The following is a 25,444-nucleotide window of genomic DNA, read 5'->3' as shown; positions in this document are numbered from 1 at the left end:
CGGGGTGCCAGCTTATTGCGGCAGTGCCAGGATCATCCACGACACGCCGAAGCGATCGGTGACCATGCCGAAGCTGGAGGCGAAGAAAGTCTTGGCCGGGGGCATCTGCACCTGGCCGCCGTCGGCCAACGCATCGAAGCAACGCTTGACCTCGGCGTCGCTGTTCACCGTGAGCGAGAGCGAGAAACCGCTGAATTTCGTCTCGCCCTTGTTGTAGCCGTCGGTCGCCATGACCATGGTTTCGCCGATGCGGAGGGCGGAATGCATCACTTTTTCGGCTGCCGCAGGGTCGTGCGGGCAGTCGGCGGTTGGCGGCTCCGGGTTGTCCTTGAAGCGCATGAGCATGGTGACTTCGGCGCCGAGGGTCGTCTGGTAGAAGTCGATGGCTTCCTGACAGCGGCCATCGAAGTTGAGGTAGGGCTGGGCCAACATAGGTTTCTCCTCAGTAGGTTGGGACTGAATCAGTGACTGGTGCGGGCGGCGACTTCAGCGCGCAGGCGCTCTTCCTGTTCGCGCAGTTCGGGAGTGAATTCGGCGCCAAAGTCCTCGGCTTCAAAAACGCGGCGGATTTCGATATCCGATTCGCCATCGAACGGGCACGGGCAGCGCTTGACCCATTCGATGGCTTCCTCCAGCGACTTCACCTGGATCAGCCAGAAACCGGCGATCAGTTCCTTGGTTTCGGTGAAGGGGCCGTCGATCACGGTGCGCTTATTGCCGGAGAAATGGACCCGCGCACCCTTGGAGCTGGGATGAAGGCCTTCGGCGGCAAGCAGCACGCCGGCCTTGACCAGCTCTTCGTTGTATTTGCCCATCTCGGCCAGCAACTGTTCGCTCGGCATCACGTCGGCTTCGGATTCCTTGGTGGCGTGAATCATCAGCATGAATCGCATGGTTGTATCTCCTGAGCGTGGAATGGGGAGGCTGAGCCACCGGATCGGGCGGGTCTCTCGCTTAGGCGACGAGCGGCCTGGCTGGAAATCGACAGGTACCCGCAGAATTTTTCACCGGTCCGGGAGCGGGGAATGTGAAGGCGATGCAGCGATATGGCATGGGCTTTTGCCGGGCCGATGGCTGCCCCACCTCCGCCCGTGAACGGGCCCGGGCTGCCCGGTCATTTCCCGTCCGGCGTGTTGCCATGCAGGCTCCCGCGACTATGGAGCCGACTGATGGGCAGATGGATGCAGAGCCCGACTGGAAAAGTGCTGGGCATAGGCCTGCTGGCCTTGCTGATGTTGATTCCCCTGATGCAGGTGCGTTGGCTGGTGCAGGAGCGCCAGGGCATGCGCGAGACCGCCATCGAGCAGATCGCGCAGGGCTGGGGCGGGCGCCAGGTGATCGGCGGCCTGGTGCTTGCGGTGCCGACGCGCGAGCTGATCGCGGCCGATGAGAAGGAGAAGCCGCGGGTGCGGCTAGCCTCGGAAACGGTCTTGGCGGATGACGTGCAGGTATCGGCGGCGATGCATGTGCAGATGCGCCGCTACGGTATTTACGGTGCGCCGGTGTTTACCTCGACCGTGCAGTTGAGTGGACGCTTCCTGCCGGAAGACCTGGCCGGCTACCAGCGTTCAAGCAGTGCCGAGTGGTTGACCGACAAGGCGGAGTTGCGCTTGTTGCTGAGCGACCTGCGAGGGTTGCAGGAAGTGACGGCGTTGAAGATCAATGGCCGTCCCGTGCGCTTCGTCTCTTCAACCGACCGCATCGGCGATCTGGCGAGTGTTGCTATACCGATCGATCTGAAGGCGCTGGGTGACCAGCCCATCACCTTCGAGGCCAGCCTGAAGGTGGCCGGCACGGAATCCTTGCAGGTGTTGCCGTTGGCGCGCTCCACGTCGGTGGAGATCAACGCCCCATGGAGCGACCCCAGCTTTATCGGTGCCGCCTTGCCGGGCGAGCGCAAACTGGATGCGGGTGGATTCAGTGCGCACTGGCGCATGCTCGATCTCAATCGCAGTTATGGCCAGCATTGGGTCAACGGGGATACGCGTATTGAAGCTTTGCTTGGCGCATCCGCGTTCGGCGTGCAGTTGTATCAGCCGGTGGATGTGTATCAGCGCAATGAGCGCGCAGGTAAATACGGTCTGTTGTTTATCGCCATGACTTTCGTGGCGTTCTTTTTGTTCGAAGTGCTCAAGCGCCTGCGCGTGCATCCGGTGCAATACCTGTTGGTGGGTGCTGCGTTGGCGACGTTTTATGTCGTGCTGCTGGCCTTGTCGGAGCAGATCGGTTTTGGTGCGGCGTACGCCCTGGCGGCTGCGGCCGTGGTGCTGATCGTAGGCGGCTATGCCGCCGCCGTGCTGCGCGCGCGGCGGGCCGGCCTGTTGCTCGGTGGCGTATTGGCACTGGTCTATGCGCTGCTCTATGGCTTGATTGCCGCCGAGCAGTACGCGTTGCTGATGGGCGCGGGTGTATTGCTGGTCACAGTGGCCTTGCTGATGTACCTCACCCGTCGCATCGACTGGTATGGATGGTCGGCCGCGGCTGAGCCAGTGCGCGGCGAAGCCGTTACCATGGAGCGATCATGAATCTGCTCGCCATCGAAACCTCCACCGAAGCCTGCTCCGTCGCCCTGGTCCATGGCGACGAGGTGATCGTCCGCAGCGAAATCGCCCCGCGCCGCCATGCCGAACTGGTGCTGCCCATGGCCGATGGGCTGCTTGCGGAAGCTGGCCTGGGACGCCATGCGCTGGATGCCATCGCGGTCGGGCGTGGGCCGGGCGCTTTTACCGGGGTGCGGCTGGGCATCTCGCTGGCGCAGGGCATGGCGCTGGCGCTGGATCGGCCGGTGGTCACGGTGTCTTCGCTCGCCGCGCTGGCGCTGGAGGCGCCGGAAGACGATGCCGCCATCCTCGCGGTGATCGATGCGCGCATGGGGGAGATCTATGCGGCGAGCTATTGCCGCGACGATAACGGCGGATTGGTAGCGTTGGATGAAGAACGCGTCTGTACCGCCGAATCACTGGTGCTGCCGGACGCGGCGGCATGGCACGTGGTCGGTACGGGTTGGGCCACCTATGGCACCGTATTGGCCGCACGCTTGACTGGCACGCTGCTTACTTCCGATGGCGCCTGTTTCCCACAGGCCGAACATGTGGCCGAGCTTGCGGTGCGTGAATTTCTGGCGGGCCATGCTTTGGCGCCGGAACTGGCGTTGCCGGTTTACCTGCGCGACAAGGTGGCGCTGACGCTCGTGGAGCAGGGGCGCTAATAAGTAGCGGGAAAAAAGAAAGGCGCACGGAGTGCGCCTTTCTGGTGCTGCGTTCTCTGTGCTTCAGAGTTGCCCGATCACCAACTGCACCAGCAGGCTGCTCACCGATACCGCCATCCATACGCCCAGCCCCAGCAGGATCGGGCGTGCTCCGGTTGCGGCCATCTTGCGCAGGTTGGCAGAGAGGCCGATGGCGGTGAGTGCCACGATGATCAGGAATTCCGCCGCCATGTGAATCATCGGCTGGATCGCTGCCGGCACCAGACCTGCCGTACGCACGCCGGAGGCGACCAGGAACCACAGGATGAACCAGGGGAAGATCTTGCGCAGGCTGAAATCGGTGGCGCCCTGCTTCTTCTCTTTCCACGCCACGGCGAAGGCCAGCACCAGACAGATCGGGATGATCAGCGTGGCGCGGGTGAGCTTGACGATGGTGGCGTAGTCGCCCGCCTCCTTGCTGAAGCTGTAGCCCGCGGCCACCACCGACGAGGTGTCGTTGATTGCCGTACCGGCCCACAGGCCGAAACCGAGGTCGGACAGATGCAGCAGGTGTCCCAGCAACGGGAACAGCAGTACCGCGACCAGGTTGAACAGGAAGATGGTGGAGATGGCGAACGCGGTGTCGTGTTCGTCCGGCTTGACGATCGGGGTGACCGCCGCGATGGCCGAACCACCGCAAATGGCGGTGCCCACGCCGATCAGGATCTTCAGCTTGTCATGCACCTTCAGCGCACGGCCCAGACCCCAGGCGGCGAGGAAGGCCACGGTCATGGTCACCAGGGTCACTGACAGCGATTCCAGGCCGGTTTTGGCTACCTGATCCAGGCTCAGGCCGAAACCGAGCGCGATGATCGACCACTGCAACACCTGCTTGCCGGCGAACTGGATACCCGGGGTGAACTGCCCGCCCGGTGCCAAGACGTTGCGCACCATGATGCCAAGCACGATGCCAAACACCGGCCCGCCGACCAGGGGCGCCACTTTGCCCAGGCCAAGTGCAAGCAAGGCGATACCGGTGGCCAGCAACAGGCCGGGGATACGCTGGCCGAAAGTCGGGCCGACAGGGGTGGATAGGGTGGTGGCGCTCATGGCTGGACTCCTTAAATCTAGGGTCATTGTCCCGGCGGCCATCCATAAATAAAATTTTAAATATCTGATTCGATGTATAAGATCATTTGATGATAAATATCAGCCCGCGCCAGCTCGAAGTGTTCGTGCAAGTGGCTCGTCTGGGCAGCGTGCGCGCTGCGGCGGAAACGCTGCATTTGACCCAGCCGGCTGCCAGCATGGCGCTGGCCGAGATGGAGCGGCAGTTGGAAGCGCACGTGTTCGCGCGCGAGCGCGGACGGTTGCGTCTGAATGCACGGGGCCGCGAATTGCTGCCGCTCGCCCAGGAATTGCTGGAGCGCTACGCCGAGTTCGGTCGCCTCGGGCGCGGCGGGGTGGCATCGCTTGCCGGCGAGTTGCGCATCGGTGCGAGCAATACTGTGGGCAACTATCGGGTGGGCGAGTTGCTCGGGCGCTTTGTGCGGGCGCATCCGCAGGTGGCAATACGATTGCGTGTCGCCAATACCGATGCGATTGCCGCCGCGTTGCTGGCCCACGAACTGGATGTGGGTTGCGTGGAAGGCCCGGTGGCGCATCCGGCGCTGGCAATGGAGCCATGGCGTGATGACGCATTGGTAGTGTGCGCGCCGCCCGATCATCCGCTGGCACGCAAGCGTCGATTGCAGCCGGAGGATTTCGCCGGTGCGCGCTGGGTACTGCGCGAGCCGGGTTCGGCGACACGCACCACCAGCGAGCGCGTCTTGGCGCAATTGCCGCCCGGTGAGACGGCGCTGGAACTCGATCAGATCGAGGCGATCAAGCAGGCGGTGGTCGCTGGACTCGGGATCGCATGTTTGCCGGAGGTGGCGGTGATCGACGCATTGGCGGCGGATCGCCTGAAGGCTTTGAAGACGCCTTTTCTGGACCTTCGCCGCAAGCTGTTCCTGCTGATGCATCGGGAGAAGTATCGGGGCGCCTTGCTCGATGCCTTTCTCGCCGATGCCCGGGGCGACTGAGCTTCCGGAATCTTTTCCCCACATCACGGTCCACAGGATTCCGCCGCAATGGGGATGGCCGGTGATGGCTCGGGTGCATGGAGGCGCGGCAAGACAGCGTATTCGGCGACGGATCGTTGCTGCGTGGGTGGTGGCGCAGGGGCTGCATGCCTTGCTGTTGCTGGTGATGTTGCGGCCAGGGCAAGGCAGTTTCGCGATGTCACCGCGTGTAGTGAGCAGTGAAGATCGTTTGCGGGTTCGGATGCTGGTGGAGAGCCAGGTGGTGCCAGCACTACCGGCGATTCACATGCCCACACGTGCTAGCACTGTGATTCGTTCGATGACGTCATCGACGGTGAAGGTTGGTGCCTCCGTGTCGAGCGCGACGACGAGCCAAGATGAAGGGCGCACAAGTCCTTTGCCTCAACTACGCAACATGGATGGCTCGATCCGCCTGCCGTCGAAGTCTGCACAAGTACGCGAAACCAGCATCGCCGACATGCGCCATTTCCAGAACCAGCCTTGTCACGGTACGCGCTTCGCGCGTAGCTACAGCCGGGGGCAGGACGAAACGCTTGGCGCCGAAGTGGCGCGCAAATATCTGTCGTGGATCGGCCTGTACAACCCGCTCAAGGAACAGCAGTACCACGAGCGGCGCGAGTGGCATGACCGGGCTTGTGCGCCATGATGGCTGACACTCTCAGCAACTGATCTGCGACAGCAACAGCTCCGCTTCCTCATGCGTGCGTGCGCGGAGAATGGCAGGTGCCAGCTTGCGCAACTCGAGGTAGTCGAGCATGGCGATACGGTCGCGCACATGTAGCAGCTGGCTGGAGTGCATGCTGAATTCGCACAGACCCAGGGCCAGCAGCAGCGCGGTGAAGCGGATGTCGCCACCGATTTCGCCGCACAGACTCACCGGCTTCTTCGCGCGGCGGCCGGCGGAGATGACGTGCGAGATCAGGCGCAGCAAGGCCGGTTGCAGAGGGTTGTAGATATTGTCGAGCGCGTCGTTGCCACGGTCGGCCGCGAGCACGTACTGCGCGAGGTCATTGGTGCCGATGGCAAGGAAGTCGGCATGTTCGAGCAGCGAGCGTACGTTGATGGCAGCTGCCGGCACTTCGATCATCGCGCCCAGCGGCAGTTTCTCCGGCAGGTCGACGTTCTCGCGCTTGAGGTCCTGGCGCGCCAGCTTGAACAGCGTGCGCACGGCGATCAGTTCGTCTGGTTGCGTCACCATCGGCACCAGCACGCGCACCGGGCCATAGCAGGCGGCGCGCAGAATGGCGCGGATCTGCGTGGTGAAGACGGCGGGATAGCGCAGCGACAGACGCACGCCGCGCACGCCCAGCGCGGGATTTTCCTCGCCGCGTAGTGCGAGGCCGGCAGCGTCGGCTTTGTCGGCGCCCAGATCCAGCGTGCGAATGGTGACGGGCAGGCCGCCCATACCCAATACCAGGTCGCGGTAGGCGATGAACTGCTCGTCTTCCGATGGCAGATCTTTGTGGCGCAGGAACAGGAACTCGGTGCGATACAGGCCTACGCCATCAGCACCGCGGGTGCGCGCCATGGCGATATCGGAGGCCGTTTCGGCATTGGCCAGCAGACGGATGTCGGTGCCGTCGCGGGTGCGCGTCGGCGCGTTGGCGAGCGCCGCGAGACGCCGGCCTTCCAATTGAGCCTCGCGCTGCCAGGCGCGATAGCGGGCCAGGTCCTGCGCAGTGGGGTGGACCACCGCTTCGCCGCGTTCGGCATCGAGCAAAATCAGGTCATCGTCGTGGATGGTGGACAGCGCATCACGCGCGCCCACCAGCATCGGCAGGTCCAGGCTTCGAGCGAGGATTGCGCTGTGCGAATACGCACTGCCGGAGCTGGCGACTACGCCAAGCAAGCCATTGCCGGCGAGGTGCGCCATGTCGGCCGGGGCAATGGTGTCCGCGATAAGGATCTCGCCTACGCGCGCAGCCAGCTTGCGTTCCTCGCGGCTGGTCTGGCGTTGCAGGGCGGAGATGACGCGGCTGATGACCTGGTCGACGTCCTCTTTGCGGCTGCGCAGATAGGGATCGTCCATGGCTTCGAACACCGCGGCGAGCCGGTCGCGCTGTTTCTTCAGCGCGGCGCCCGGGCGGTAATGCCCGATGCGTACGAGATCGTCGAGGCCGCGCAGTAGTTCCGGATCATCCAGCAGCAGGCTGTGCGCATCGATGAACTCGTTTACTTCGCGGGCCAGCGCACCGTGCAGTTTGCCGCGCAATTCGCGCAGTTCCTGTCGCGCGGTGTCGAGCGCGCGATGCAGGCGCTCAATCTCGACCTCGACTTCTTCTTCAGCCAGGGGGCGCGTATCGACCAGGTAGCGGCTGGGCTGCACCAGGCGTGCGCGGCCAAGGGCCATGCCACGGGAAGCGTTGGTGCCGGAAAGAACGTGTCTCATGAGCGCCCTCCGTGGCGCGGCACGGTATGAAGAGAGCGGCGGATGTGGGGCTGCTCAGTCGCGATGGCAACGGCGGTTCCGTACGTCGCACGGCGATTTGCGCCGGACGTCACATTTCGCTGCGGCGATGGACTGGCGAATGCTTTCCCCATTCAAGCTCCTTCGTCGAATTTGCGGTCGAACAGCGCCACTACGGCGCTGAGGGCAGTCTCCTCATCCGACCCCTCGGCGCGCACCGTCAACGGTGTGCCGATACCGGCGGCAAGCATCATGACGCCCATGATGCTTTGGGCGTTGACCTCACGTCCCTTGCTGACCAGCCACACGGTGGATTTGAAACCCTGCACGAGCTGCACCAGTTTGGCCGATGCGCGGGCGTGCAGGCCCAGCTTGTTGGATACGACAATCTCTTTTTCAAGCATGATCGATGAAAATTCCTCCGCGGCCGCCGCTGGCGGCGACTTCCGCCAGTTCGTCGAGCGGTTTTTCCGCATAGTTGAGTACACGCAGCAGCATCGGGAGGTTGAGCCCCGACACGCAGCGCAGGCGAACGCCCAGCGCACCGAGCGACAGGCCGATATTGCAGGGGGTGGCGCCGTACAGGTCGGCCAGCACCAGCACGCCGTCGCCGTGGTCCAGCTCGCGCGCGTGCTTGGCGGTGAGTGTGCGCATCACATCCGGATCGGCCGAGGGCGGCACTTCCACTGCTTCCACACTCAACGGCAGTTTGGGCAGCACGTGGTGGGCGGCTGAAATCAGCGCCTGGCCGACTGCCTCGTGGGTCATCAACAACACGCCAACGCTCATGGCCGGGTGCCTCGCGGATGTGACTGGGACGCTTGCATCGGGATCATTCGAGTTCACGATGGAAGGTGAGCGCCCCTTCGTGGCGGGCGCGATAGTGGGCAGCCAGACGCTCCACTAGATACACGGAGCGATGGCGGCCGCCGGTGCAGCCGATAGCGATGGTCACGTAGCTGCGGTCGTCGGATTCGAAGCGCGGCAGCCAAGCGTCCAGCCAGCGCACGGTGTCGTTGAAATACTCCTCCACCAGCGGCTGCGATTCGAGATATTCGCGCACCGGCGCATCTTTGCCGGACAGCGGGCGCAGGCGCGGTTCCCAGTGCGGGTTGGGCAGGCAGCGCGCATCGAATACGAAATCCGCGTCCAGCGGCAGGCCGCGCCGGAACGCGAAAGACTGGAACATCAGGGTCAGACCCTCGGTAGCTGCCGCATAATCCGTGGCGACCAGACGGCGCAACTGATGCACGTTGAGCTCGCTGGAGTCGATCACCTTCTCGGCGATGGCGATCAGCGGGCGCAGCAATTTGCGTTCTTCCACGATCGCGTCGGCCAACGACAGACCGAGTGCCGAGAGCGGATGGCGGCGACGCGTTTCCGAGTAGCGCTTGATCAGCACTTCGTCACGGCAGTCGAGGAAGATCAGGTGCACCTGCACGCCTGCGGCGGCGAGTTCGGACAGCACCGTCGGCATCCGCAGGAAGTCTTCACCACGGTTGCGCACGTCGACGCCCACCGCGATATTGCGCCGCCCGCCGGGCGCACTGCCGTGGCTAACGGCGGCAACCAGCTCCGGCAGCAGCGCGGTGGGCAGATTGTCGACGCAGTAGAACTCCAGGTCTTCCAGGGCACGCAGGGCCACGGTCTTGCCGCCGCCGGACATGCCGGTCAACACGACCAGATGGATGGCGTCGGGTTGATGGATTTCGGTAGGCGAAACGGACTGGTTCATGAGGTCACCACGGCGGCAGCCGGCGCATCTGGTGCGCCTGGCGGTCGATAAACGTCTGTGCAGGGTCGATGCCCTTGCTCTTCAACATATGGTTGCGCACGGCGGCTTCCACCAGTACCGCCAAGTTACGGCCGGGCGCCACGGGAATGGTGATCATCGGCACCTGCACCTCGAAAATCTCGCGGTGGCCGACATCGCCGGTGAGACGGGTCAGGCCGTCAGTGTCTTCGCCGTCGCGCATCGGCTTGAGATGGATCACCAGGCGCAGGTACTTGGACGGTTTGACCGCGGTATGGCCGAACATCTCGCGCACGTTAAGCACACCCAGGCCGCGCACTTCCAGCAGATCCTGCAACAGCTCGGGGCAGTTGCCGTCGATTACGTCGGGGGCGATCAGGGTGAATTCGGTGGCATCGTCAGCCACCAGGCGGTGGCCGCGGCTGATCAGTTCCAGCGCCAGCTCGCTTTTGCCCGAACCGGATTCGCCGGTGATCAGCACGCCGATGGAAAACACTTCCAGAAATACACCGTGCAACGTGACCTTAGGGGCCAGCATGCGCGCCAGATGGTATTGCATCCAAGTCAGCAGCTCGTGGCCGCGCTTGGAGCTGATCCACAGTGGCGTATTGGTTTCTTCGGCAACTTCCCGCAGGTCCGCCGGGATGGTCTGATCCTTGGTGACGATCATGGCCACCGGCTGGTATGCGGCGATCTTGTTGATCGCTTCCCAGCGCTGGCGCGAATCGAGGCTGTCAAGGAAGTTCAGCTCCTCGGTGCCAATTATCTGGATCTTGTTCGGATAGATGACGTTGAGGTAGCCGATTAGCGAAGGGCGGCGCGAGGTGGTGACGCCGCGTTCGAGCACGCGTGACTCGCCGCGCATGCCGGAAACCCAGCGCAACGCCATGCGCTCGTGAACGCCATCGTAGAGTTGTCTTGCGGTGAGCCGATCCAAACCTTGTCCTTTGCGCCGCAGGTTGGCCGGGTAGGGCGAGCGGCGGCGGCGGGGGACATTGTGCCAGTTCGGGAGAGGGCGTGCCCCAGCGGGGCGGGTCGGACGCTTCGGGCGAATTGTCCGATTTGGCCCGCCCCGGGATCGGGGCGGGCCGGAACGCATCAGCCGTACTGCCGCTCTTGGCGGACTTCACGCTGATGTTTGTCAGAGATTTTTTCGCGATGTTTGCGCAGCTGGGTCACCAGCTTGTCGAACAGCATTTCGATAGAGGCGTACAGATCCGACGTAAGTGCTTCGGCATGCAGCGTGGTACCGGTGACATTGAGCGTGCCTTCCGCCCGTTGCTGGAGCTTGTCGACCGAAAGCACGACGCTGAGGCTGATGGCTTTTTCGTCGAGGCGGGTAAGGCGATCGATCTGGTTGTTCACCCGGTCGCGAAGGGCGGGGGTGATCTCGATCTGCTGGCCGCTGAGCTGGACTTGCATGTTGCGCCTCCTCTGGTACTGCCGCCGCTGGCGGCGTGGGTCGATGTGCCGGTCACGTGACTGTTCACGTTGTCATGCCATCGGCACACCACTGTCATCTCTTGGTATGGGGACGCTTTCCATCCCGCCAAGTTCCCGAGGTCGGTGAAATCCGCGCAGGGGGCTGAGCTGAATCAGCCGGCGCGCTGGCGTTCGCTGGAGCTCGGAATTCTTAATGCCTCCCGATATTTGGCGACGGTGCGACGGGCCACCTGAATGCCCTTGCGGTGCAGTTCCTCGGCGATGGCCTGGTCGGAGAGCGGTTTGCGCGGATCCTCCGCGTCGACGAGTTTGCGCAGCATGGCCTGGATGGCCGTGGCCGAAGCACTGCCACCATCTTCAGTGGATACGCCGCTGGAAAAGAAGTGCTTCAGCTCGAACGTACCGCGCGGCGTATGGATGTACTTGCGCGTGGTCACGCGGGAAATGGTGGATTCGTGCATGCCCACTTCCTCGGCGACCTCGCGCAGCACCAGCGGGTGCATGGCTTCAGGGCCGTAGTCGAGAAAGGCGCTCTGGCGGCGCACGATGGCATCAGCCACCTTGAGCAAGGTTTCGGCGCGCGATTCAAGGCTCTTTATGAGCCAGCGCGCTTCCTGGAGCTGACCGCGCATCCAGCTGGCGTCGTCGCCACGGGCCTGTGCGATCAGGTTGCAGTAATGCTGGTTGAGGCCCAGGCGCGGCTGGCAATCGGGGTTGAGGCTGACGCGCCAGCGGCCACCGTCCTTGCGCGCATAGACGTCGGGCGCAACGTACTCGACCGGAGTGACATCCAGCGCGGCACCGGGGCGCGGGTCCAGGCTGCGGATCAGTACGGCCGCGGCGTGGGTCTCGTCTTCCGTAGCCCGCAGGCGACGTGCGAGGCGCGCGATGTCATTGCGGGCGAGCAGTTCAAGTTCGCCATCGACGATGCGTAGGGCCAGTTCGCGCTGCGGCAGCTCGGGATCGAACTGCTCAAGCTGCACGCGCAGGCAGTCGCGCAAGTCGAGGCTAGCTACACCGGTGGGATCGAAGCGCTGCAGTAGGCGGCGCACCGCATCCACTTCCTCCACGCTGGCCTTGAGGTCAGTGGGTACGGCAGCGGTGACGGCATCCAGGCCTTCGGTGAGGTAGCCATCCGCGTTCAGTGAGTCGATCAGGATCGCAGCGATGGTGCGTTCGCGCAGGCTCAGGTGCGTCAGGTTGAGCTGCCATAGCAGATGTTCCTGCAGCGTTTCGGGCGCGGCGTTCTGTGGTTCGAAGTTGTCGTCTTCACCGGAGCCATTGGTGCGGCTGCCAGAGCCATTGCTGCCGGAGAAGTCGATGGGTTCTTCCGCGGGACCGGTGGATTCGCTCCAGTCGGCCGCTTCGTCGACATCCACATCGCTGCTGGTTGAGGCTTCGGCGGGCGCTTCGAATTCGTTGCCGTCGCCGTCGCCGTCGTTCTCCGCCGCACTGTCTTCGGAGAATTCGAGCAACGGGTTGCTCTCGGCGATCTGCCGCAATTCAGCCTCCAGCTCCAGCTGCGACAACTGCAAGAGGCGGATAGCCTGCTGCAACTGTGGCGTCAGGGTGAGCTGCTGATTGAGACGAAACTGCAGTCCGGGTTTCATGCCAGCCGGGTCGGATGAACTCAGCTTCATCCTAACCCTTAGCCGAGAGGGCGGCCATAGGTCCGAGCGTTTAGGCGCGTAGGCCGGATGGCCGAATGTGACGGAGTAGAAAAGTACGGCGATGAAAGGCTAGTGCTTCAAGGCATCAGGCCGCCTAGGTGGCAGCCCGATGCCGTATCGCCCTACTTGCGTTTAAAGCCTGAACTCGCGGCCCAGATAGACTTCGCGCACCTTCTCGTCCGCGAGAATATGCGCTGGCGTACCGCGCGAGAGCACTTCACCGTCGTTGAGGATGTAAGCGCGGTCGCAGATGCCAAGCGTCTCACGTACATTGTGATCGGTGATCAGTACACCAATGCCGCGCTCTTTGAGGTGGCGCACAATGCGCTGGATCTCACCCACCGAAATCGGGTCGACGCCGGCAAAGGGTTCGTCCAGCAACATGTAGCGCGGTTCCGCAGCCAGGGCGCGGGCGATTTCCACGCGGCGGCGCTCGCCGCCCGAAAGGCTGATGCCTTTCTGTTCGGCGATGTGCGAGATCTTCAGTTCGTCGAGCAGGCTTTCAAGTTCGGTAGCACGCTGCTTGGCGTCGAGGTTCTCGCGCAGCTCCAGCACAGCCATGATGTTGTCGGCCACGCTCAGGCGGCGGAACACCGAAGGCTCCTGCGGCAGATAGCCGATGCCCAGTTTGGCGCGGGCATGCATCGGCAGGCCGGTGATGTCGTACTTGTCGAGCTTGATCGTGCCGGCATCGGCCTCTATCAGGCCCACTACCATATAGAAGCAGGTGGTTTTGCCGGCGCCATTGGGGCCAAGCAGGCCGACCACTTCGCCCTCACGAATAGAGAAGGCGAAATCGCGCACGACCTGGCGCGCGCGGAAGCGTTTTTGCAGACCCTCAGCGGAAAGCATCGATTACTTGCCCTCGGCCGGCGCGGCGGCGGGTTTGGGGGCGGCAGCGGCAGGCTTGGGCTTCGGCAGGAAGGTGCCGTGGACCAGGCCATCGCCGCCGGCTTCGCCGGTGATCAGGCTGGTATCGGTGTTGTAGGTGAGCTTGTCGCCATGGAATTCACCGCGGCCTTGCTGGGTGACCTTGGCGTTGCCGGTGAGCACAGCGATGCCGTTGATGTTGTCGTAATCCAGCGTCGCGGCATCGCCCTGCATCAGGTTGTTGTTCTCGTCCAACTGCTGGATATGCGCCGGGTTGCCGGTGACCACTACGCGCGCGATCTGCGTATCGCCGTCCAGATGCACTTTCGCCTCGCCGCCGGTGATCAGCAGCGTGCCCTGGGTGAGCTTCACGTTGCCGCTCAGGGTGGTGATCGTATTGGGGGCGTTATAGGCGTTGGTGGTTTTCGCAGTGAAGTCCATCGGCTTGGAGCGATCGTCTTTCTTGGCGAGAGCGATGGCTGGCAGCAAGGCAAGAGCGGCCAGCGAAAGCAGGCCGATCGCGGTCTTACGACTTCCGTTTGCGCGGCGGGAACGAGCCGTGGCTGTCATTGAGCAGCTCCAGATGATTGTCGTTGAGGTTGGCACGCATGCCGATCCCTCGCATTGTAGTGGCGCCTTGGTTCATCTGCGCCGCCTCGGCGGTTTCCATGCGGTTTTCCTTCGGCCAGGCGGTCACCTCGGAGGTGTGCAGTTCAGCCTGGGGGGTGTCCTCGAACGCCGCGCGGTGCATATACACCGGGCCTTGCAGCTTGAGCAGGGTGCCGCTCTTGTCGACCCAGCCGTACTCCGATTCACCCAGCCAAGGCGGTACGCCGGGGGTATTGGACGGCATCTCGAATTTTGGGGTGTCGATGTAGAGCGATTCGTCACCCTCGCGCCGGTCCAGGCGTGGGCCGGTGACGCGGAAGCTCGGCAGCCCGTCCTCGCCGTAGACGTACCCCTTGAACTGGGTGAGGGTGTAGCCGGAACGTGGCGGACCGACGAAATCGTTGGCCTTGGGCGCCGGGGCGATCCACCACAACAGCAGCTGGCTGACACCGGCGGCCAGGCCGACCAGGACGATCGCCGCGGTCAGGCGGCGATCGCGCAAGTATTCGCGGATGCTCACTGCCAACGCTCCCGTTCGGCGTCGAGCTTGCCCTGGGCCAGCAGCAGCAGGTCGCAGACTTCGCGCGCCGCGCCCATGCCCCCGCTCTTGCGGGTCTGCCAGTGCGCCTGCTCGCTCACCCAGGGGTGCGCGTTGGCGACAGCGACGGCGAGGCCGGCGATGCGCATCGCCGGCAGATCGGGCAGGTCGTCGCCGACGAATGCTGCCTGCTCGGCCGTCAGGTTCAGTGCCTCAAGCAGTTGCTGCAGGCAACCGCGCTTGTCGCTCTGTCCCTGGTAGACGTGGGTGATATCGAGTTCTTCGGCGCGCAGCGCCACCGGATGGCTGATGCGCGCCGTGATGATGGCGACCTGGATTCCATTGGCTTGCAGGCGCTTCAGGCCCAAGCCGTCATGCACGTGGAACACCTTGGTTTCGTGCCCATCCTCGGCATACCACAGGCGGCCGTCGGTCAGGGTGCCGTCCACGTCGAACACCGCCAGGCGGATTTTCGCGGCGCGGGCGAGCAGGTCGGCGGGGAGATCGGCGAGGTAGCTGGAGGGCGGCACAGGAGCAATCTGGATAGGGAGGGGATGGCTGGAAGCCTGAGGAACGGATGAGACCGGAGAAGGCTGACCTTCGCCTTATCGGTAGCCGCTTTGTTCCCGTGGCTTCGCCGGATAACGCGCCATCAAACCACGCGGGCACGGAGCAGATCGTGAATGTTCAGGGCGCCAACCACGCGCTGCTGCTCGTCCACCACCAGCAGGGCATGGATCTGGTGCTTCTCCATCATCTGCGCGGCTTCGATGGCCAGCTTGTCGGCGCCGATGGTCTTGGGGCCGCGGGTCATCAGTTCGGCTACGGTGGCGCCGCGCAGGTCCACGCCATCGTCGTCCAGGGCGCGGCGCAGGTCTCCGTCGGTGAACACGCCGAGCAGGTGGCGGTTGGCGTCGATCACCGCCGTCATGCCGAGATGCTTGCGGGTCATTTCCATCAGCGCCTGAGTCAGGCTGGCGTCCGGAGCCACTGCCGGAATGCCATCGCCGGTATGCATGACATCGCTGATGTGCAGCAACAGGCGACGGCCGAGGCTGCCGGCGGGGTGCGAGCGGGCGAAGTCCTCGGAAGTGAAACCGCGCGCCTCCAGCAGGGCGATGGCGAGTGCATCGCCCATGACCAGCGCCGCCGTAGTGCTGGCGGTGGGGGCCAGGCCCAGCGGGCAGGCTTCGGCCGAGATGCTGGCATCCAGATGCAGGTCAGCCTGGTCGGCCAGCGAGGAACGCTCGTTGCCGGTAATCGCGATCAGGGGAATGCCTTGGCGCTTGATCACCGGCAGGATGAACAACACCTCGTCGGTTTCGCCGGAGTTGGAGAGGGCCAGCACCACGTCCTGCGGCAGGATCATGCCCAGGTCACCATGGCTGGCTTCACCCGGGTGCACGAAGAACGCCGGCGTACCGGTGGAAGCAAGGGTGGCGGCGATCTTGCGCGCCACGTGCCCGGACTTGCCCATGCCGATCACCACCACGCGGCCGGCGCAGCCCAGAATCAGGCGGCAGGCCTCGACGAACTCCGGCCCGATACGCGGTTCCAGGGCGCGGATGGCAGCCGCTTCGGTGGCGATCACCGTGCGCGCGCTGCGCACGATGGCTTCGGCGTCGAGTGCGGCGGGCTTGGTGGGGTGGGCGACGTGGGCGTTCATGCGTCCTCAGAAGTGATCGGGCTGGGCTGTCCTGGGCATCGTTGCCTTGCCCTGCCTCATTTTATCTTGTTGCTCAATATCTTGGATCGGGTCCCAAGGCTTGCGCCAAAGGCCGGAGCCACACCGTGTCGTTTCTGCGACAGGAGATTTCCATTAACATGGCATATTCGCATTTTACCGTCACGGTCGGCGCCATTGGATTCCGCTGAGAGTCCGTTCCCGGCGTCGCCGCTCAGTCGCAAGTGGAAACTCAAAAATGGACGCTGCCACCATCCAGGCAATGATTGAAAACGGCCTGCCCGGTGCGCAGGCGCAAGTCAGTGGCGACGACGGCGTGCATTTCGAGGCGGAAGTGATTGCGGCCCAGTTCGCTGGCAAGCTGCCGCTGGCTCGCCACCGCCTTGTGTACGCCACCCTGGGTGACCTGATGGGCGGCGCGATCCATGCGCTGGCGCTCAAGACCCTGACCCCCGAGGAAGTCGCGGCGCGCCGTTGATGGCAGCGACCCGACTCTCAACCCATATTTTGTAAGGACAACCATGGCCAAGATCCTGATCAGCGGCGGCGAGCCGCTCCACGGCGAGGTCGGTATTTCCGGCGCCAAGAACGCCGTGCTGCCGATCCTCGCTTCCTGCCTGCTCGCCGACGAGCCGGTGGCGATCAGCAACGTGCCGCACCTGCATGACGTCACCACCTTCATCGAACTGCTCGGCCAGATGGGCGTGCAGCTGGTGCTGGACGACCGCATGAAGATGCACGTCGATCCGCGCTCCATCGAACATTGCGTAGCGCCATACGATTTGGTGCGCACCATGCGCGCCTCGATCCTGGTACTGGGCCCGCTGGTGGCGCGTTTCGGTCAGGCGGAGGTTTCGCTGCCGGGCGGTTGCGCCATCGGCTCACGTCCGGTTGATCAGCACATCCGTGGCCTGCAGGCGCTGGGCGCCGAAGTCACGGTGGAGAACGGCTATATCAAGGCCAAGGCCAATCGCCTGAAGGGCGCGCGCATCGCGATGGACATGGTCACCGTCACCGGTACCGAGAACATCATGATGGCGGCGGCCCTGGCCAAGGGCACCAGCATCATCGAGAACGCCGCACAGGAACCCGAGGTGGTCGACCTGGCCAACTGCCTGATCGCCATGGGTGCGCAGATCGAAGGCGCCGGCACCTCGACGATGATCATCCATGGTGTCGAGCGTCTGCACGGCGCCGAGTACGAAGTGCTGCCAGATCGCATCGAGACGGGCACCTTCCTGGTTGGCGCCGCGATGACCGGGGGCAAGGTGCGCGCCCGCAACGCGCGCGCCAATACGCTGGACTCCGTGCTGGCCAAGCTGGAAGAGGCCGGTGCGCATATCTCTACCGGCCCAGACTGGATCGAGCTGGACATGCAGGGCAGGCGGCCGAAGGCGGTGAACATCACGACCGCGCCGTATCCGGCATTCCCCACCGATATGCAGGCGCAATTCACCGCGCTGAACTGCGTGGCGGAAGGCGTGGGCATCATCACGGAGACGGTGTTCGAGAACCGCTTCATGCACGCGCATGAGTTGCAGCGCCTGGGTGCAGACATTCGCCTTGAAGGCAACACCGCGATCATCCAGGGCGTGGCGAAGATGAGCGGCGCCCCGATCATGGCGACCGACCTGCGCGCGTCGGCGTGCTTGGTGCTGGCCGGCCTGGTTGCGGAAGGCGACACCACGGTGGATCGCGTGTATCACATCGACCGCGGCTACGAGAACATTGAAGAGAAGCTGGGCGTGCTGGGCGCGAAGATTCGCCGCCTGCCTTCGTAAGAGAAAACAATGAAGGGGCGTGGGAAGCGAGTGGTGACCACCACACTCGTTTCCCACGCCCCTTCATTCGTTTTCAGAGTTGCCTGTAGCTCACCAACTGCAGGGTGAGATTCCCGCCCTCGCTCTGCGAAAGCTTCACCGGCACCGGATATTTCTGCGGCACGTACCAGGCATTGAACGCCTTGTCGGAGTCGCTGCGCTCCACGCGCTGCGCCTTGAAGCGGCCCGCGGGAACTTGCACGTCGTCGCTGCCGGCAACTTTGAATTGCTGATTTTCTACGTTGCGCCTCACGGCCACGGGCAGGGTGACGGTCTGCTTGCCGCCGCGTAGTGCGAGGCCGATCGCGTAGGGCGTCGTATTGCGGTCGACCAGGCCGGAGGTCGCGGCGTAGGTATCCGCGCCTTTGCCTTCATCTACCGAGACCTGGTTGGTCGACCAGTTCACTTCGGTATGCCGCTGCTTCACCTTGAAGGCGTTCACGCGGGAATCGTAGGCAACGGTTTCCGGCGCATTGTTGTTCCAGCGAAAGCGGGTGGTCTCATTGGAGTTGGCGCCGAGCGCGGCGGCCAGCCCGGAGGTGCCGCGCGTCTGGTTGCTGTATTCCCATTGGCCGCTGCCGGTCGCCTTCAGGCTGACCACGGCTTCGCCGATAACCTGGCCGCCTTGCAGTACCTGATAGGTCGCCGTAAACGGCGAGGGCGTGGCAGCGATAGCCACGGAGGTGGAAACGGCCAGTGCGAGACCGGCGATGAATTTGCGCGCGGGAGTGAGGGTAGCCATGACGCCGAAGTCTACCCGGCCTGGCTGAACGCGGAGAGGGCACATGGATGTGCCCGGCTTTGAGGAGCGAGGAACGTCTCGTTGGGCGGGTGAGATCAGCGTGTCAACGTATCGTCGACAAGGCGTAGCGGCGCAGTCAGTTGCTGGCCATCGAACTCGACGCCGTCCGGCGCGGTCAGGCGCAGGCGGCTATCGGCGATGAGCCGGGTCACTGCCGGAAGCAGGCGATGCTCCTTGGCGAGCAGGCGCTGCGCGAGGCTGAGCTCGTCATCACCCGCACGGATGTCGATTACCGCCTGCGCAATCACCGGTCCACCATCGAGCTCTGCGGTCACGTAATGGACGCTGGCGCCATGCTCGGCGTCGCCGGCTTCGAGAGCGCGGCGATGCGTATGCAGGCCGCGGTACTTCGGCAGCAGCGAGGGATGGATGTTGATCATCCGTCCGACCCACGGCTTCAACGCATCGCCATCGATAATGCGCATGAAGCCCGCAAGCGCCAGCAGGTCAGCGCCACTGGCGTCGAGGCGCGCGAACAGTTCGAAGTCGTAATCGCGGCGCGTGGCGAAGTCGCGCGGGTTCAATACAAAAAAGGGGATGCCCGCCGTTTTCGCCAGGTCGAGCGCGCCGGCGTTGGCCTTGTCGCTGCCGACCGCCACGAACTCCACCGGCAGTTCGCCTGCGTCGCGTGCAGCGATCAGCGCTTGCAGATTGCTGCCGCGTCCAGAGGCGAGTACGGCGATGCGAAAAGGTGAGGGCATGCTATGCAGCAGTCGTCTTTGATGCGGTCATCTCGCCATGCCGTTGGGCCGGATTGGGATGACGCGATTGAGGTGATGCGGGTGATCGAGGCGTTTATGCGCCTCAACCGATATGCACGCGCTCGTCGCCCTTGGCCGGCACGACTTCGCCGATCACCGAGCTGGCCAGGCCATGCTTCGCCAACAGCGCGGACGCCGCCGGCACCGCATCGCGCGGCAGGATCACGGTAAAGCCGATGCCGCAGTTGAAGGTGCGCCACATTTCTTCGCGCGCCACATTGCCTTCGCGCATCAGCCACTCGAACACCGGCGGCAGCACGATGGCGGAAGCGTCGAGGGCGACACCCAGCGCATCCGGTATCACGCGAATGATGTTTTCCTTCAGGCCGCCACCGGTGATGTGGGCCATGCCATGCACGGGCGATGCTTTCAGCAACTCCAGCATCGGCTTCACGTAGATGGTGGTGGGCGCCATCAGCGCGTCGGCCAGGGTCACGCCACCCAGGTCCAGGTCCAGCGGACGACCGGCGCGATCGACGATCTTGCGGATCAGCGAGTAACCGTTGGAGTGCGGGCCGGAGGAGGCCACGCCGAGGATCACGTCGCCGGCCTTGATGGCCTCGCCGCTCAGCAGCTGCGACTTCTCCACCGCACCGACAGTGAAACCAGCGAGGTCGTATTCGCCCGGCGGATACATGTCGGGCATTTCGGCCGTCTCGCCGCCAATCAGTGCGCAGCCCGCCAGTTCGCAACCCTTGGCGATGCCGCCGACCACGGCGACGGTGGTATCCACGTCCAGCTTGCCGGTGGCAAAGTAGTCGAGGAAGAACAGCGGCTCGGCGCCTTGCACCAGCACGTCGTTGACGCACATGCCGACCAGATCGATGCCGATGGTGTCGTGGCGACCCAGCTGCTGCGCGAGCTTGAGCTTGGTGCCGACGCCGTCGGTGCCCGAAACCAGCACCGGCTCCTTATAGCGGCCGGCCAGATCGAACAGACCGCCGAAACCGCCCAGGCCGCCCATCACTTCCGGGCGGAAGGTGCGCTTGACCAGGGGCTTGATGCGTTCGACCACGGCATTGCCTGCGTCGATATCGACACCGGCGGCGCGGTAGGTAAGAGCGTCGGACATGGCAGGAACCGGCGTGGAGAAACGCGTAATGATAGACGCTGAGGGCCGGATTGGGCAGACTTCAGACCGTTTTCCCTTGAGCCATCCGAGCTTATGCGCCTCTCACGCCTGGTGATCGTCGGTCTTCTGCTGGCCCTGTTGCTTCCCGCTGTCCATGCCCAGGGCCAGGTTTCGCCCTATACGGTGACGGTGCCGGTGAACGACACCAGCGAAGCCCAGCGTGACGAAGCTTTCGGCGTGGCGTTGAGCCAGGTGCTGGCGCGCACGGCTGGCGGGCAGGATCTGCGCAGCAAGCCGGGCTACGCCGATGCGCTCAAAGGCGCGCCGGGCATCGTGCAGCAGTACCAGTACCAGCGCGGCACCGCCGGTGCCGGCATGAGCCTGCAAGTCACTTTCGATCAGGGCGCGGTCCAGCGTGCTATTGCCCAGATGGGCGTGGCGGGCACAGCGGGCAAGCCGCCGGTGCTGCTGCTGGTGCGCGATGAGGACGGCAGCGTGCTGACCAAGGATGCGCTGGCGCCGCTGGCTCAGACCATGGTGTCGCGCGGCTACAACGCCGTACTGGCCGACCCGGGCAAGGTCGCTGAGACGCCCACAGTGGCATCGGCCGATCCCGAGCAGATCTTCAATCTGGCGCGCCAGTACAAGACCGGCCTGGTGCTGCTGGGCCAATTGCATGGTGACAGTGCGGACTGGAACCTCGTTTCCGGTGGCCCGCAGCAGCGCTGGAGCGGTACCGGCACCAGCGGCGCGGCTTTGTTCACCGATGCCGGCAACGCCCTGGCCGATCGTCTCGGCAAACAGCTCAATGTGATCGGCGCAGGCAACATCGACGGCAAGCTGTGGGTGAGCGGCGTCAATTCCGCCATGGATTACGCCAATCTGCTGGCCACCTTGCGCGCCGACCCGATGGTCCGCCAGGTGGTGACGCTCAGCGCGCAGGGCGATGGCATGATGCTCGGCATGAAGACCGGGCTGCCCTTGAGCGCACTCGCCAACAATCTTGCCGCTGGTGGCCGGCTCTTGCAGGCCGATGCCCATACCGGCGCCGATGCCAGCCTGCGCTGGGTGCACTGAGCAGGCGATCCAACGGAGCCTGCGGTGATGTCCGACACGCGGCTCTCTCCCTGGCGCCATTTGCCCAACGCCATTTCGCTGTTGCGCATGGCGCTGGTGTTACCTGTCGCGTGGGCCATCCTTGTTCAGCAGCCGCGCATGGCCTTGGGGCTGATCGCCATCGCGGGCGTTTCCGATGGTCTGGATGGTTTTGTGGCGCGGCGGTACGGATGGCAGAGCCGGCTTGGCGGCATTCTGGATGCGCTTGCCGACAAAATGCTGCTTGTCGCCTGTTTTCTGCTGCTCGCCTGGGTGGGACTGACACCGTGGTGGCTTGCCTTGCTGGTGTGCGGGCGCGACGTGGTGATTGTGGCGGGGGCGTTGGCCTGGCGGCTGTTGATCGGGCCGATCCGCCCCGAACCCAGTCTGCTTTCCAAGGCCTGCACCCTGATACAGATCGTGTATCTGCTCGATGTGCTGGTGGCGGCGAGCGCGTGGCCGGCGTTGCCGCAATCGCCGCTGGAAATCGCTACCGCGCTGCTCTGCATCGCCAGCGGCATCCACTACGTGTTGCGCTGGTCGATAAAGGCCTGGGCCATCAAACATCCTTCCAGCGGGGATGTGCCGCGCTGACAGCGCCCCCCTGCATGGGTCACACTTGCGCGTGCCCATGCCCGCCCCGGCCAGGCAGTACTCGCCCCCGCCCCCGACGAGCCGAGACGATGACCCAAGACAGTTCCCGCCGCTGGCAGATGCTGGCGATCACCGCCGGCATCCTTTATGTGCTGTGGCTATTGGCCCCGGTGCTGATGCCTTTCGCTTTCGCCGCGATGATGGCTTACCTCGGCGACCCACTGGCCGACCGTCTGGAACGGTTGGGCATGGGGCGCACTCTGGCGGTGAGCGTGGTGTTCATTTTGCTGGTGCTGGTAACGATCGGCGCGCTATTGCTGTTGATCCCGCTGATTTCGCGCCAGGTCGACAACCTGATACAGAGCTTGCCGCATTACGTGGACTGGGTGCGCAACACGGCCTTGCCCTGGCTGCAGGCCAAGCTGCGGCTGGATCCGGCCTTCTTCGACACCGATCGCCTGATGACCGAGCTCAAGGACAATATCGGCTCCGTCGGCAGTGTCGCTTCGTCGGTGCTGGGCAAACTCACCCGCTCCGGTCTCGGTGTCGTGGCGTGGCTGACCAACCTGGTGCTGATTCCGGTGGTGGCGTTCTATCTGTTGCGCGACTGGGACCGCCTGGTGGCCTGGATCGACGGGATGCTGCCGCGCTCGATCGAGCCGACCATCGCGCACCTCGCACACGAATCGGATCTGGTGCTCGGTGCCTTCGTGCGCGGCCAGCTGCTGGTGATGCTTGCACTGGGCATTTTCTATGGCGCCGGCCTCACGCTTGTGGGGCTTTCGGTGGGCCCGCTGATCGGCATGGTGGCCGGCCTGCTCAGCTTTGTGCCGTACCTCGGTTTCATCGTCGGCTTCGGTTCGGCCATCATCGCGGTGCTGGTGCAGTACGGCGACTGGAGCCATCTGTTGATGGTGGTCGGCGTGTTCACCGTCGGCCAGTTGCTGGAAGGCTATGTGCTGGTGCCGAGGCTGGTCGGCGAGAAGATCGGCCTGCATCCGGTGGCGGTGATCTTCGCCGTGCTGGCGGGCGGTTATCTGTTCGGGTTTCTCGGCATCCTGCTGGCACTGCCGGCGGCGTCGGTCATCCTGGTGGTGTTGCGCTACCTGACCCAGCGCTATCTCCATAGCCGGCTGTATACCGAAGAGGGCAGCGAGGATCCGGTGGTCGCCGAGGCGAATATCGCTGCGGCGGCCGAGGCCGAGGCGGAAGCCCTGATGTCTGCGTCGGCAGCTGAGCACAACAAACCACAGTCATGATTCCGCAGCTTCCGCTTGCCCTGCGCTGGCCACGCCGCCAGCGCTTTGAACATTTCCATGTCGGCGCGAATGCTGTTGCTGTGGCTGCACTGCATGAGCTGGCCACGACACCGCAGGCACCATGGCTCTATCTAAGCGGGCCTGCCGGTAGCGGCAAAAGCCATTTGCTGATGGCGACCTGTCAGGCGGCCAGCGACGCCGGGCGCGCCGTGCAGTATCTGCCGCTGGCCAGTATCGGCAGCCGTGCCGCGGCGATCCGCGGCGTGGCGGGCAGCGAGCTGCTGGCCCTGGACGATCTCGGCGCCATCGCCGGCGACCGCGAAGCCGAGCATGCGCTGTTCGACGTTTACAACAGCGCTAAGGCCGAAGGCTGCGCTCTGTTGTTTGCGGCCGAAGCGGTTCCCGCGCAGCTGGGTCTCGGCTTGCCGGACCTGCGATCCCGCCTCGGCGCCTGCCAGCAGGCGGTATTGAAGCCGCTGGACGACGCCGAGCGGCGCGAAGTACTCAAGGGGCAGGCTGCGGCGCGCGGCATCGAACTCGACGACACCGTGCTCGACTGGCTGTTTGCACGCTACGCGCGCGATCTCGGCGCCTTGCTCGATCTTCTCGATAGATTGGACAAGGCTTCGCTGGCGGCGCAGCGTCGCATCACCGTGCCTTTCCTGCGCGGCTTCCTGCGCGAAACCGGTGAAACGCCGCCGGGTTGAGCGGCTGAATGACAAATGGGTGGGGTTGCCGGTTTGCACGGCGAAGTCGCCCAAATGAAAGAAGGCGCCCGAGGGCGCCTTCATTTCATCGTCGGTGTATGGCTCAGGCCTTGAGTAGTGCGGGCGTCGCCTGCGCGCCGATGGCGTCCACCATTGCCTGCGCTACGTGCAGATTGCCGGCGACGATGTTGCCACTGGCCGGGATGCCGTCGCGACCCGCGAAGTCGCAGTAGCGGCCGGCCGCCTCGCGCACCAGCAGTACGCCAGCAGCCATGTCCCACGGCTTCAGGCCGATCTCGAAATAGCCGTCGTAGCGACCGGCGGCGACATAGGCCAGATCGAGCGCGGCCGAGCCGGAGCGGCGGATGTCCTCAGCCTGGCCGAGCAGGGCGCGGGTCATGGCGAGCTGCGAATCGAGATGCTCGCGCTGGCGGTACGGGAAACCGGTAGCGATCATCGCGCCGCCCAGGTTCTCGCGCTTGCTGACGCGGATGCGGCGATCGTTGAGATAGGCGCCGTCGCCCTTGCTGGCGGTGAACAGCTCGTCACGCAGCGGATCGAACACCACGGCGTATACCGGCTCGCCCTTGTCGAGCAGCGCAATGGACACGGAGAAGTGCGGGATTCCGCGCAGGTAATTGTGCGTGCCGTCGAGCGGGTCGATAACCCACTGCAGCGGGCCTTTGCCGGTAGCGCCGCTTTCCTCGGCGAGGATGGCGTGGGTCGGATAGGCGCGGCGGAGTTCCTTGACGATCTCGGCCTCGGCCAGCTTGTCGACCTCGGAGGCGAAGTCCATGCGTTGCTTTTCGACGACATTGAGTCCGTCGATGCGGTTCATATAGCGCAGGATCACGTTTCCTGCGGCGCGCGCGGCGCGCACCGCGACGTTAACGGCGGGTCTTGGCATGGCTTCGGCTTTCAAAAGAACGGGATACGGCCGGCGATTCTAGCAGGGGTGGGGGAATGGGGAACAGGGAAGGAGGAACAAGAGCGCTATGTCCGCAAGTCCGTCAGGCTTTTGCCGTTCCCCGTTCCCCGTTCCCCGTTCCCCGTTCCCCGCTATCCTTT

Annotated in this window: 29 protein-coding genes; 10 read left to right on the top strand and 19 right to left on the bottom strand. The window is 64.3% G+C overall.

Features of this window, described 5'->3' with window-relative positions; all coding sequences use genetic code 11:
- Window positions 1-12: 12 nt before the first annotated feature.
- Together ISS97_RS05615 and ISS97_RS05610 are read right to left on the bottom strand one after the other, a co-directional pair.
- On the bottom strand, window positions 13-432 hold the full coding sequence (locus ISS97_RS05615; RefSeq protein WP_379986133.1) for a VOC family protein: 420 nt from the start codon (window positions 430-432) through the stop codon (window positions 13-15).
- Between the two features lie 29 nt (window positions 433-461).
- Entirely contained in the window at window positions 462-893 is a 432-nt protein-coding gene (locus tag ISS97_RS05610; protein ID WP_379986132.1) for a YciI family protein, read from the bottom strand.
- A 276-nt stretch (window positions 894-1,169) separates the two neighbouring features.
- Here ISS97_RS05610 and creD point away from each other — a divergent pair, with 276 nt between their 5' ends.
- On the top strand, window positions 1,170-2,525 hold the full coding sequence (gene creD / locus ISS97_RS05605) for a cell envelope integrity protein CreD (RefSeq protein WP_379986130.1): 1,356 nt from the start codon (window positions 1,170-1,172) through the stop codon (window positions 2,523-2,525).
- Window positions 2,522-3,208, top strand: coding sequence for a tRNA (adenosine(37)-N6)-threonylcarbamoyltransferase complex dimerization subunit type 1 TsaB (gene tsaB / locus ISS97_RS05600; protein WP_379986128.1), 687 nt, complete (start codon window positions 2,522-2,524; stop codon window positions 3,206-3,208). The genes creD and tsaB overlap by 4 nt, the downstream gene beginning before the upstream one ends.
- Window positions 3,209-3,271: 63 nt before the next feature.
- Here tsaB and ISS97_RS05595 read toward each other — a convergent pair whose 3' ends face one another.
- Window positions 3,272-4,297 (bottom strand): YeiH family protein, encoded by a 1,026-nt coding sequence (locus ISS97_RS05595; RefSeq protein ID WP_379986126.1) that lies wholly within the window; start codon window positions 4,295-4,297, stop codon window positions 3,272-3,274.
- An 89-nt stretch (window positions 4,298-4,386) separates the two neighbouring features.
- Here ISS97_RS05595 and ISS97_RS05590 point away from each other — a divergent pair, with 89 nt between their 5' ends.
- Both ISS97_RS05590 and ISS97_RS05585 read left to right on the top strand, forming a co-directional pair.
- The gene (locus ISS97_RS05590; RefSeq protein ID WP_379986125.1) at window positions 4,387-5,271 is read left to right on the top strand and encodes a LysR substrate-binding domain-containing protein; all 885 of its coding nucleotides are present in this window, start codon (window positions 4,387-4,389) and stop codon (window positions 5,269-5,271) included.
- A 64-nt stretch (window positions 5,272-5,335) separates the two neighbouring features.
- Window positions 5,336-5,938 (top strand): hypothetical protein, encoded by a 603-nt coding sequence (locus tag ISS97_RS05585; RefSeq protein ID WP_379986123.1) that lies wholly within the window; start codon window positions 5,336-5,338, stop codon window positions 5,936-5,938.
- 12 nt (window positions 5,939-5,950) lie between these two features.
- On the opposite strand, the gene ptsP is transcribed toward ISS97_RS05585, so the two are convergent.
- The 12 genes from ptsP to ISS97_RS05525 all read right to left on the bottom strand — a co-directional run bounded on the left by ptsP (window position 5,951) and on the right by ISS97_RS05525 (window position 16,248).
- Complete coding sequence (gene ptsP / locus ISS97_RS05580) at window positions 5,951-7,681, bottom strand: phosphoenolpyruvate--protein phosphotransferase (RefSeq protein WP_379986121.1); 1,731 nt, start codon at window positions 7,679-7,681, stop codon at window positions 5,951-5,953.
- Window positions 7,682-7,833: 152 nt separating this feature from the next.
- Window positions 7,834-8,103 (bottom strand): HPr family phosphocarrier protein, encoded by a 270-nt coding sequence (locus tag ISS97_RS05575; RefSeq protein WP_379986120.1) that lies wholly within the window; start codon window positions 8,101-8,103, stop codon window positions 7,834-7,836.
- Window positions 8,096-8,488: a PTS sugar transporter subunit IIA gene (locus ISS97_RS05570; protein ID WP_379986118.1), complete on the bottom strand. Its 393-nt coding sequence runs from the start codon at window positions 8,486-8,488 to the stop codon at window positions 8,096-8,098. Before ISS97_RS05570 ends, ISS97_RS05575 begins: the two co-directional genes overlap by 8 nt.
- A 43-nt stretch (window positions 8,489-8,531) precedes the next feature.
- Complete coding sequence (gene rapZ / locus ISS97_RS05565) at window positions 8,532-9,434, bottom strand: RNase adapter RapZ (RefSeq protein WP_379986117.1); 903 nt, start codon at window positions 9,432-9,434, stop codon at window positions 8,532-8,534.
- 4 nt (window positions 9,435-9,438) lie between these two features.
- Window positions 9,439-10,389, bottom strand: coding sequence for an HPr(Ser) kinase/phosphatase (gene hprK, locus ISS97_RS05560; RefSeq protein WP_379986116.1), 951 nt, complete (start codon window positions 10,387-10,389; stop codon window positions 9,439-9,441).
- Window positions 10,390-10,550: 161 nt separating this feature from the next.
- Window positions 10,551-10,874: a ribosome hibernation-promoting factor, HPF/YfiA family gene (gene hpf / locus ISS97_RS05555; RefSeq protein ID WP_379986115.1), complete on the bottom strand. Its 324-nt coding sequence runs from the start codon at window positions 10,872-10,874 to the stop codon at window positions 10,551-10,553.
- 173 nt (window positions 10,875-11,047) lie between these two features.
- Complete coding sequence (locus ISS97_RS05550) at window positions 11,048-12,505, bottom strand: RNA polymerase factor sigma-54 (RefSeq protein WP_379986173.1); 1,458 nt, start codon at window positions 12,503-12,505, stop codon at window positions 11,048-11,050.
- Window positions 12,506-12,697: 192 nt separating this feature from the next.
- On the bottom strand, window positions 12,698-13,417 hold the full coding sequence (gene lptB, locus ISS97_RS05545; protein ID WP_379986113.1) for an LPS export ABC transporter ATP-binding protein: 720 nt from the start codon (window positions 13,415-13,417) through the stop codon (window positions 12,698-12,700).
- Between the two features lie 3 nt (window positions 13,418-13,420).
- Window positions 13,421-14,005 (bottom strand): lipopolysaccharide transport periplasmic protein LptA, encoded by a 585-nt coding sequence (lptA, locus tag ISS97_RS05540; RefSeq protein ID WP_379986112.1) that lies wholly within the window; start codon window positions 14,003-14,005, stop codon window positions 13,421-13,423.
- Window positions 13,962-14,564 (bottom strand): LPS export ABC transporter periplasmic protein LptC, encoded by a 603-nt coding sequence (lptC, locus tag ISS97_RS05535; RefSeq protein ID WP_379986111.1) that lies wholly within the window; start codon window positions 14,562-14,564, stop codon window positions 13,962-13,964. The genes lptA and lptC overlap by 44 nt, the downstream gene beginning before the upstream one ends.
- Window positions 14,561-15,112, bottom strand: a complete 552-nt coding sequence (locus ISS97_RS05530; protein WP_379986109.1) for a KdsC family phosphatase — start codon at window positions 15,110-15,112, stop codon at window positions 14,561-14,563. The genes lptC and ISS97_RS05530 overlap by 4 nt, the downstream gene beginning before the upstream one ends.
- A 122-nt stretch (window positions 15,113-15,234) precedes the next feature.
- A complete protein-coding gene (locus ISS97_RS05525; RefSeq protein WP_379986107.1) occupies window positions 15,235-16,248 on the bottom strand; it encodes a KpsF/GutQ family sugar-phosphate isomerase in 1,014 nt (337 codons plus the stop codon).
- Window positions 16,249-16,504: 256 nt separating this feature from the next.
- On the opposite strand from ISS97_RS05525, the gene ISS97_RS05520 reads away from it, so the two are divergent.
- The gene (locus ISS97_RS05520; protein WP_379986106.1) at window positions 16,505-16,744 is read left to right on the top strand and encodes a BolA family protein; all 240 of its coding nucleotides are present in this window, start codon (window positions 16,505-16,507) and stop codon (window positions 16,742-16,744) included.
- A 43-nt stretch (window positions 16,745-16,787) separates the two neighbouring features.
- Window positions 16,788-18,047 carry a UDP-N-acetylglucosamine 1-carboxyvinyltransferase gene (murA, locus tag ISS97_RS05515; protein ID WP_090448935.1) on the top strand — a complete coding sequence of 420 codons (1,260 nt, stop codon included), beginning with the start codon at window positions 16,788-16,790 and terminating at the stop codon, window positions 18,045-18,047.
- 73 nt (window positions 18,048-18,120) lie between these two features.
- On the opposite strand, the gene ISS97_RS05510 is transcribed toward murA, so the two are convergent.
- The 3 genes from ISS97_RS05510 to purM form a co-directional block, all read right to left on the bottom strand.
- Window positions 18,121-18,828, bottom strand: a complete 708-nt coding sequence (locus ISS97_RS05510; RefSeq protein ID WP_379986104.1) for a DUF3108 domain-containing protein — start codon at window positions 18,826-18,828, stop codon at window positions 18,121-18,123.
- A 95-nt stretch (window positions 18,829-18,923) separates the two neighbouring features.
- Window positions 18,924-19,589 carry a phosphoribosylglycinamide formyltransferase gene (purN, locus tag ISS97_RS05505; RefSeq protein WP_379986102.1) on the bottom strand — a complete coding sequence of 222 codons (666 nt, stop codon included), beginning with the start codon at window positions 19,587-19,589 and terminating at the stop codon, window positions 18,924-18,926.
- 103 nt (window positions 19,590-19,692) lie between these two features.
- The gene (purM, locus tag ISS97_RS05500; RefSeq protein WP_379986100.1) at window positions 19,693-20,721 is read right to left on the bottom strand and encodes a phosphoribosylformylglycinamidine cyclo-ligase; all 1,029 of its coding nucleotides are present in this window, start codon (window positions 20,719-20,721) and stop codon (window positions 19,693-19,695) included.
- A 93-nt stretch (window positions 20,722-20,814) separates the two neighbouring features.
- Between purM and ISS97_RS05495 the strand changes: the two genes are divergently transcribed.
- From ISS97_RS05495 to hda, 4 genes are all read left to right on the top strand, one after another.
- Window positions 20,815-21,798, top strand: a complete 984-nt coding sequence (locus tag ISS97_RS05495; RefSeq protein WP_379986099.1) for a DUF2066 domain-containing protein — start codon at window positions 20,815-20,817, stop codon at window positions 21,796-21,798.
- 27 nt (window positions 21,799-21,825) lie between these two features.
- Window positions 21,826-22,410 carry a CDP-alcohol phosphatidyltransferase family protein gene (locus ISS97_RS05490; protein ID WP_379986098.1) on the top strand — a complete coding sequence of 195 codons (585 nt, stop codon included), beginning with the start codon at window positions 21,826-21,828 and terminating at the stop codon, window positions 22,408-22,410.
- Between the two features lie 89 nt (window positions 22,411-22,499).
- The gene (locus ISS97_RS05485) at window positions 22,500-23,669 is read left to right on the top strand and encodes an AI-2E family transporter (RefSeq protein ID WP_379986097.1); all 1,170 of its coding nucleotides are present in this window, start codon (window positions 22,500-22,502) and stop codon (window positions 23,667-23,669) included.
- On the top strand, window positions 23,666-24,376 hold the full coding sequence (gene hda, locus ISS97_RS05480) for a DnaA regulatory inactivator Hda (protein ID WP_379986095.1): 711 nt from the start codon (window positions 23,666-23,668) through the stop codon (window positions 24,374-24,376). The genes ISS97_RS05485 and hda overlap by 4 nt, the downstream gene beginning before the upstream one ends.
- Before the next feature lie 103 nt (window positions 24,377-24,479).
- Here the strand turns inward: hda and ISS97_RS05475 are convergent, their stop codons facing one another.
- Complete coding sequence (locus tag ISS97_RS05475) at window positions 24,480-25,283, bottom strand: inositol monophosphatase family protein (RefSeq protein ID WP_379986093.1); 804 nt, start codon at window positions 25,281-25,283, stop codon at window positions 24,480-24,482.
- Between the last annotated feature and the right edge of the window lie 161 nt (window positions 25,284-25,444).

It is taken from the genome of Dyella koreensis (assembly GCF_044904565.1).
GTDB lineage: Bacteria > Pseudomonadota > Gammaproteobacteria > Xanthomonadales > Rhodanobacteraceae > Dyella_D > Dyella_D koreensis.
This window is presented reverse-complemented; position numbering and strand designations above follow the sequence as displayed.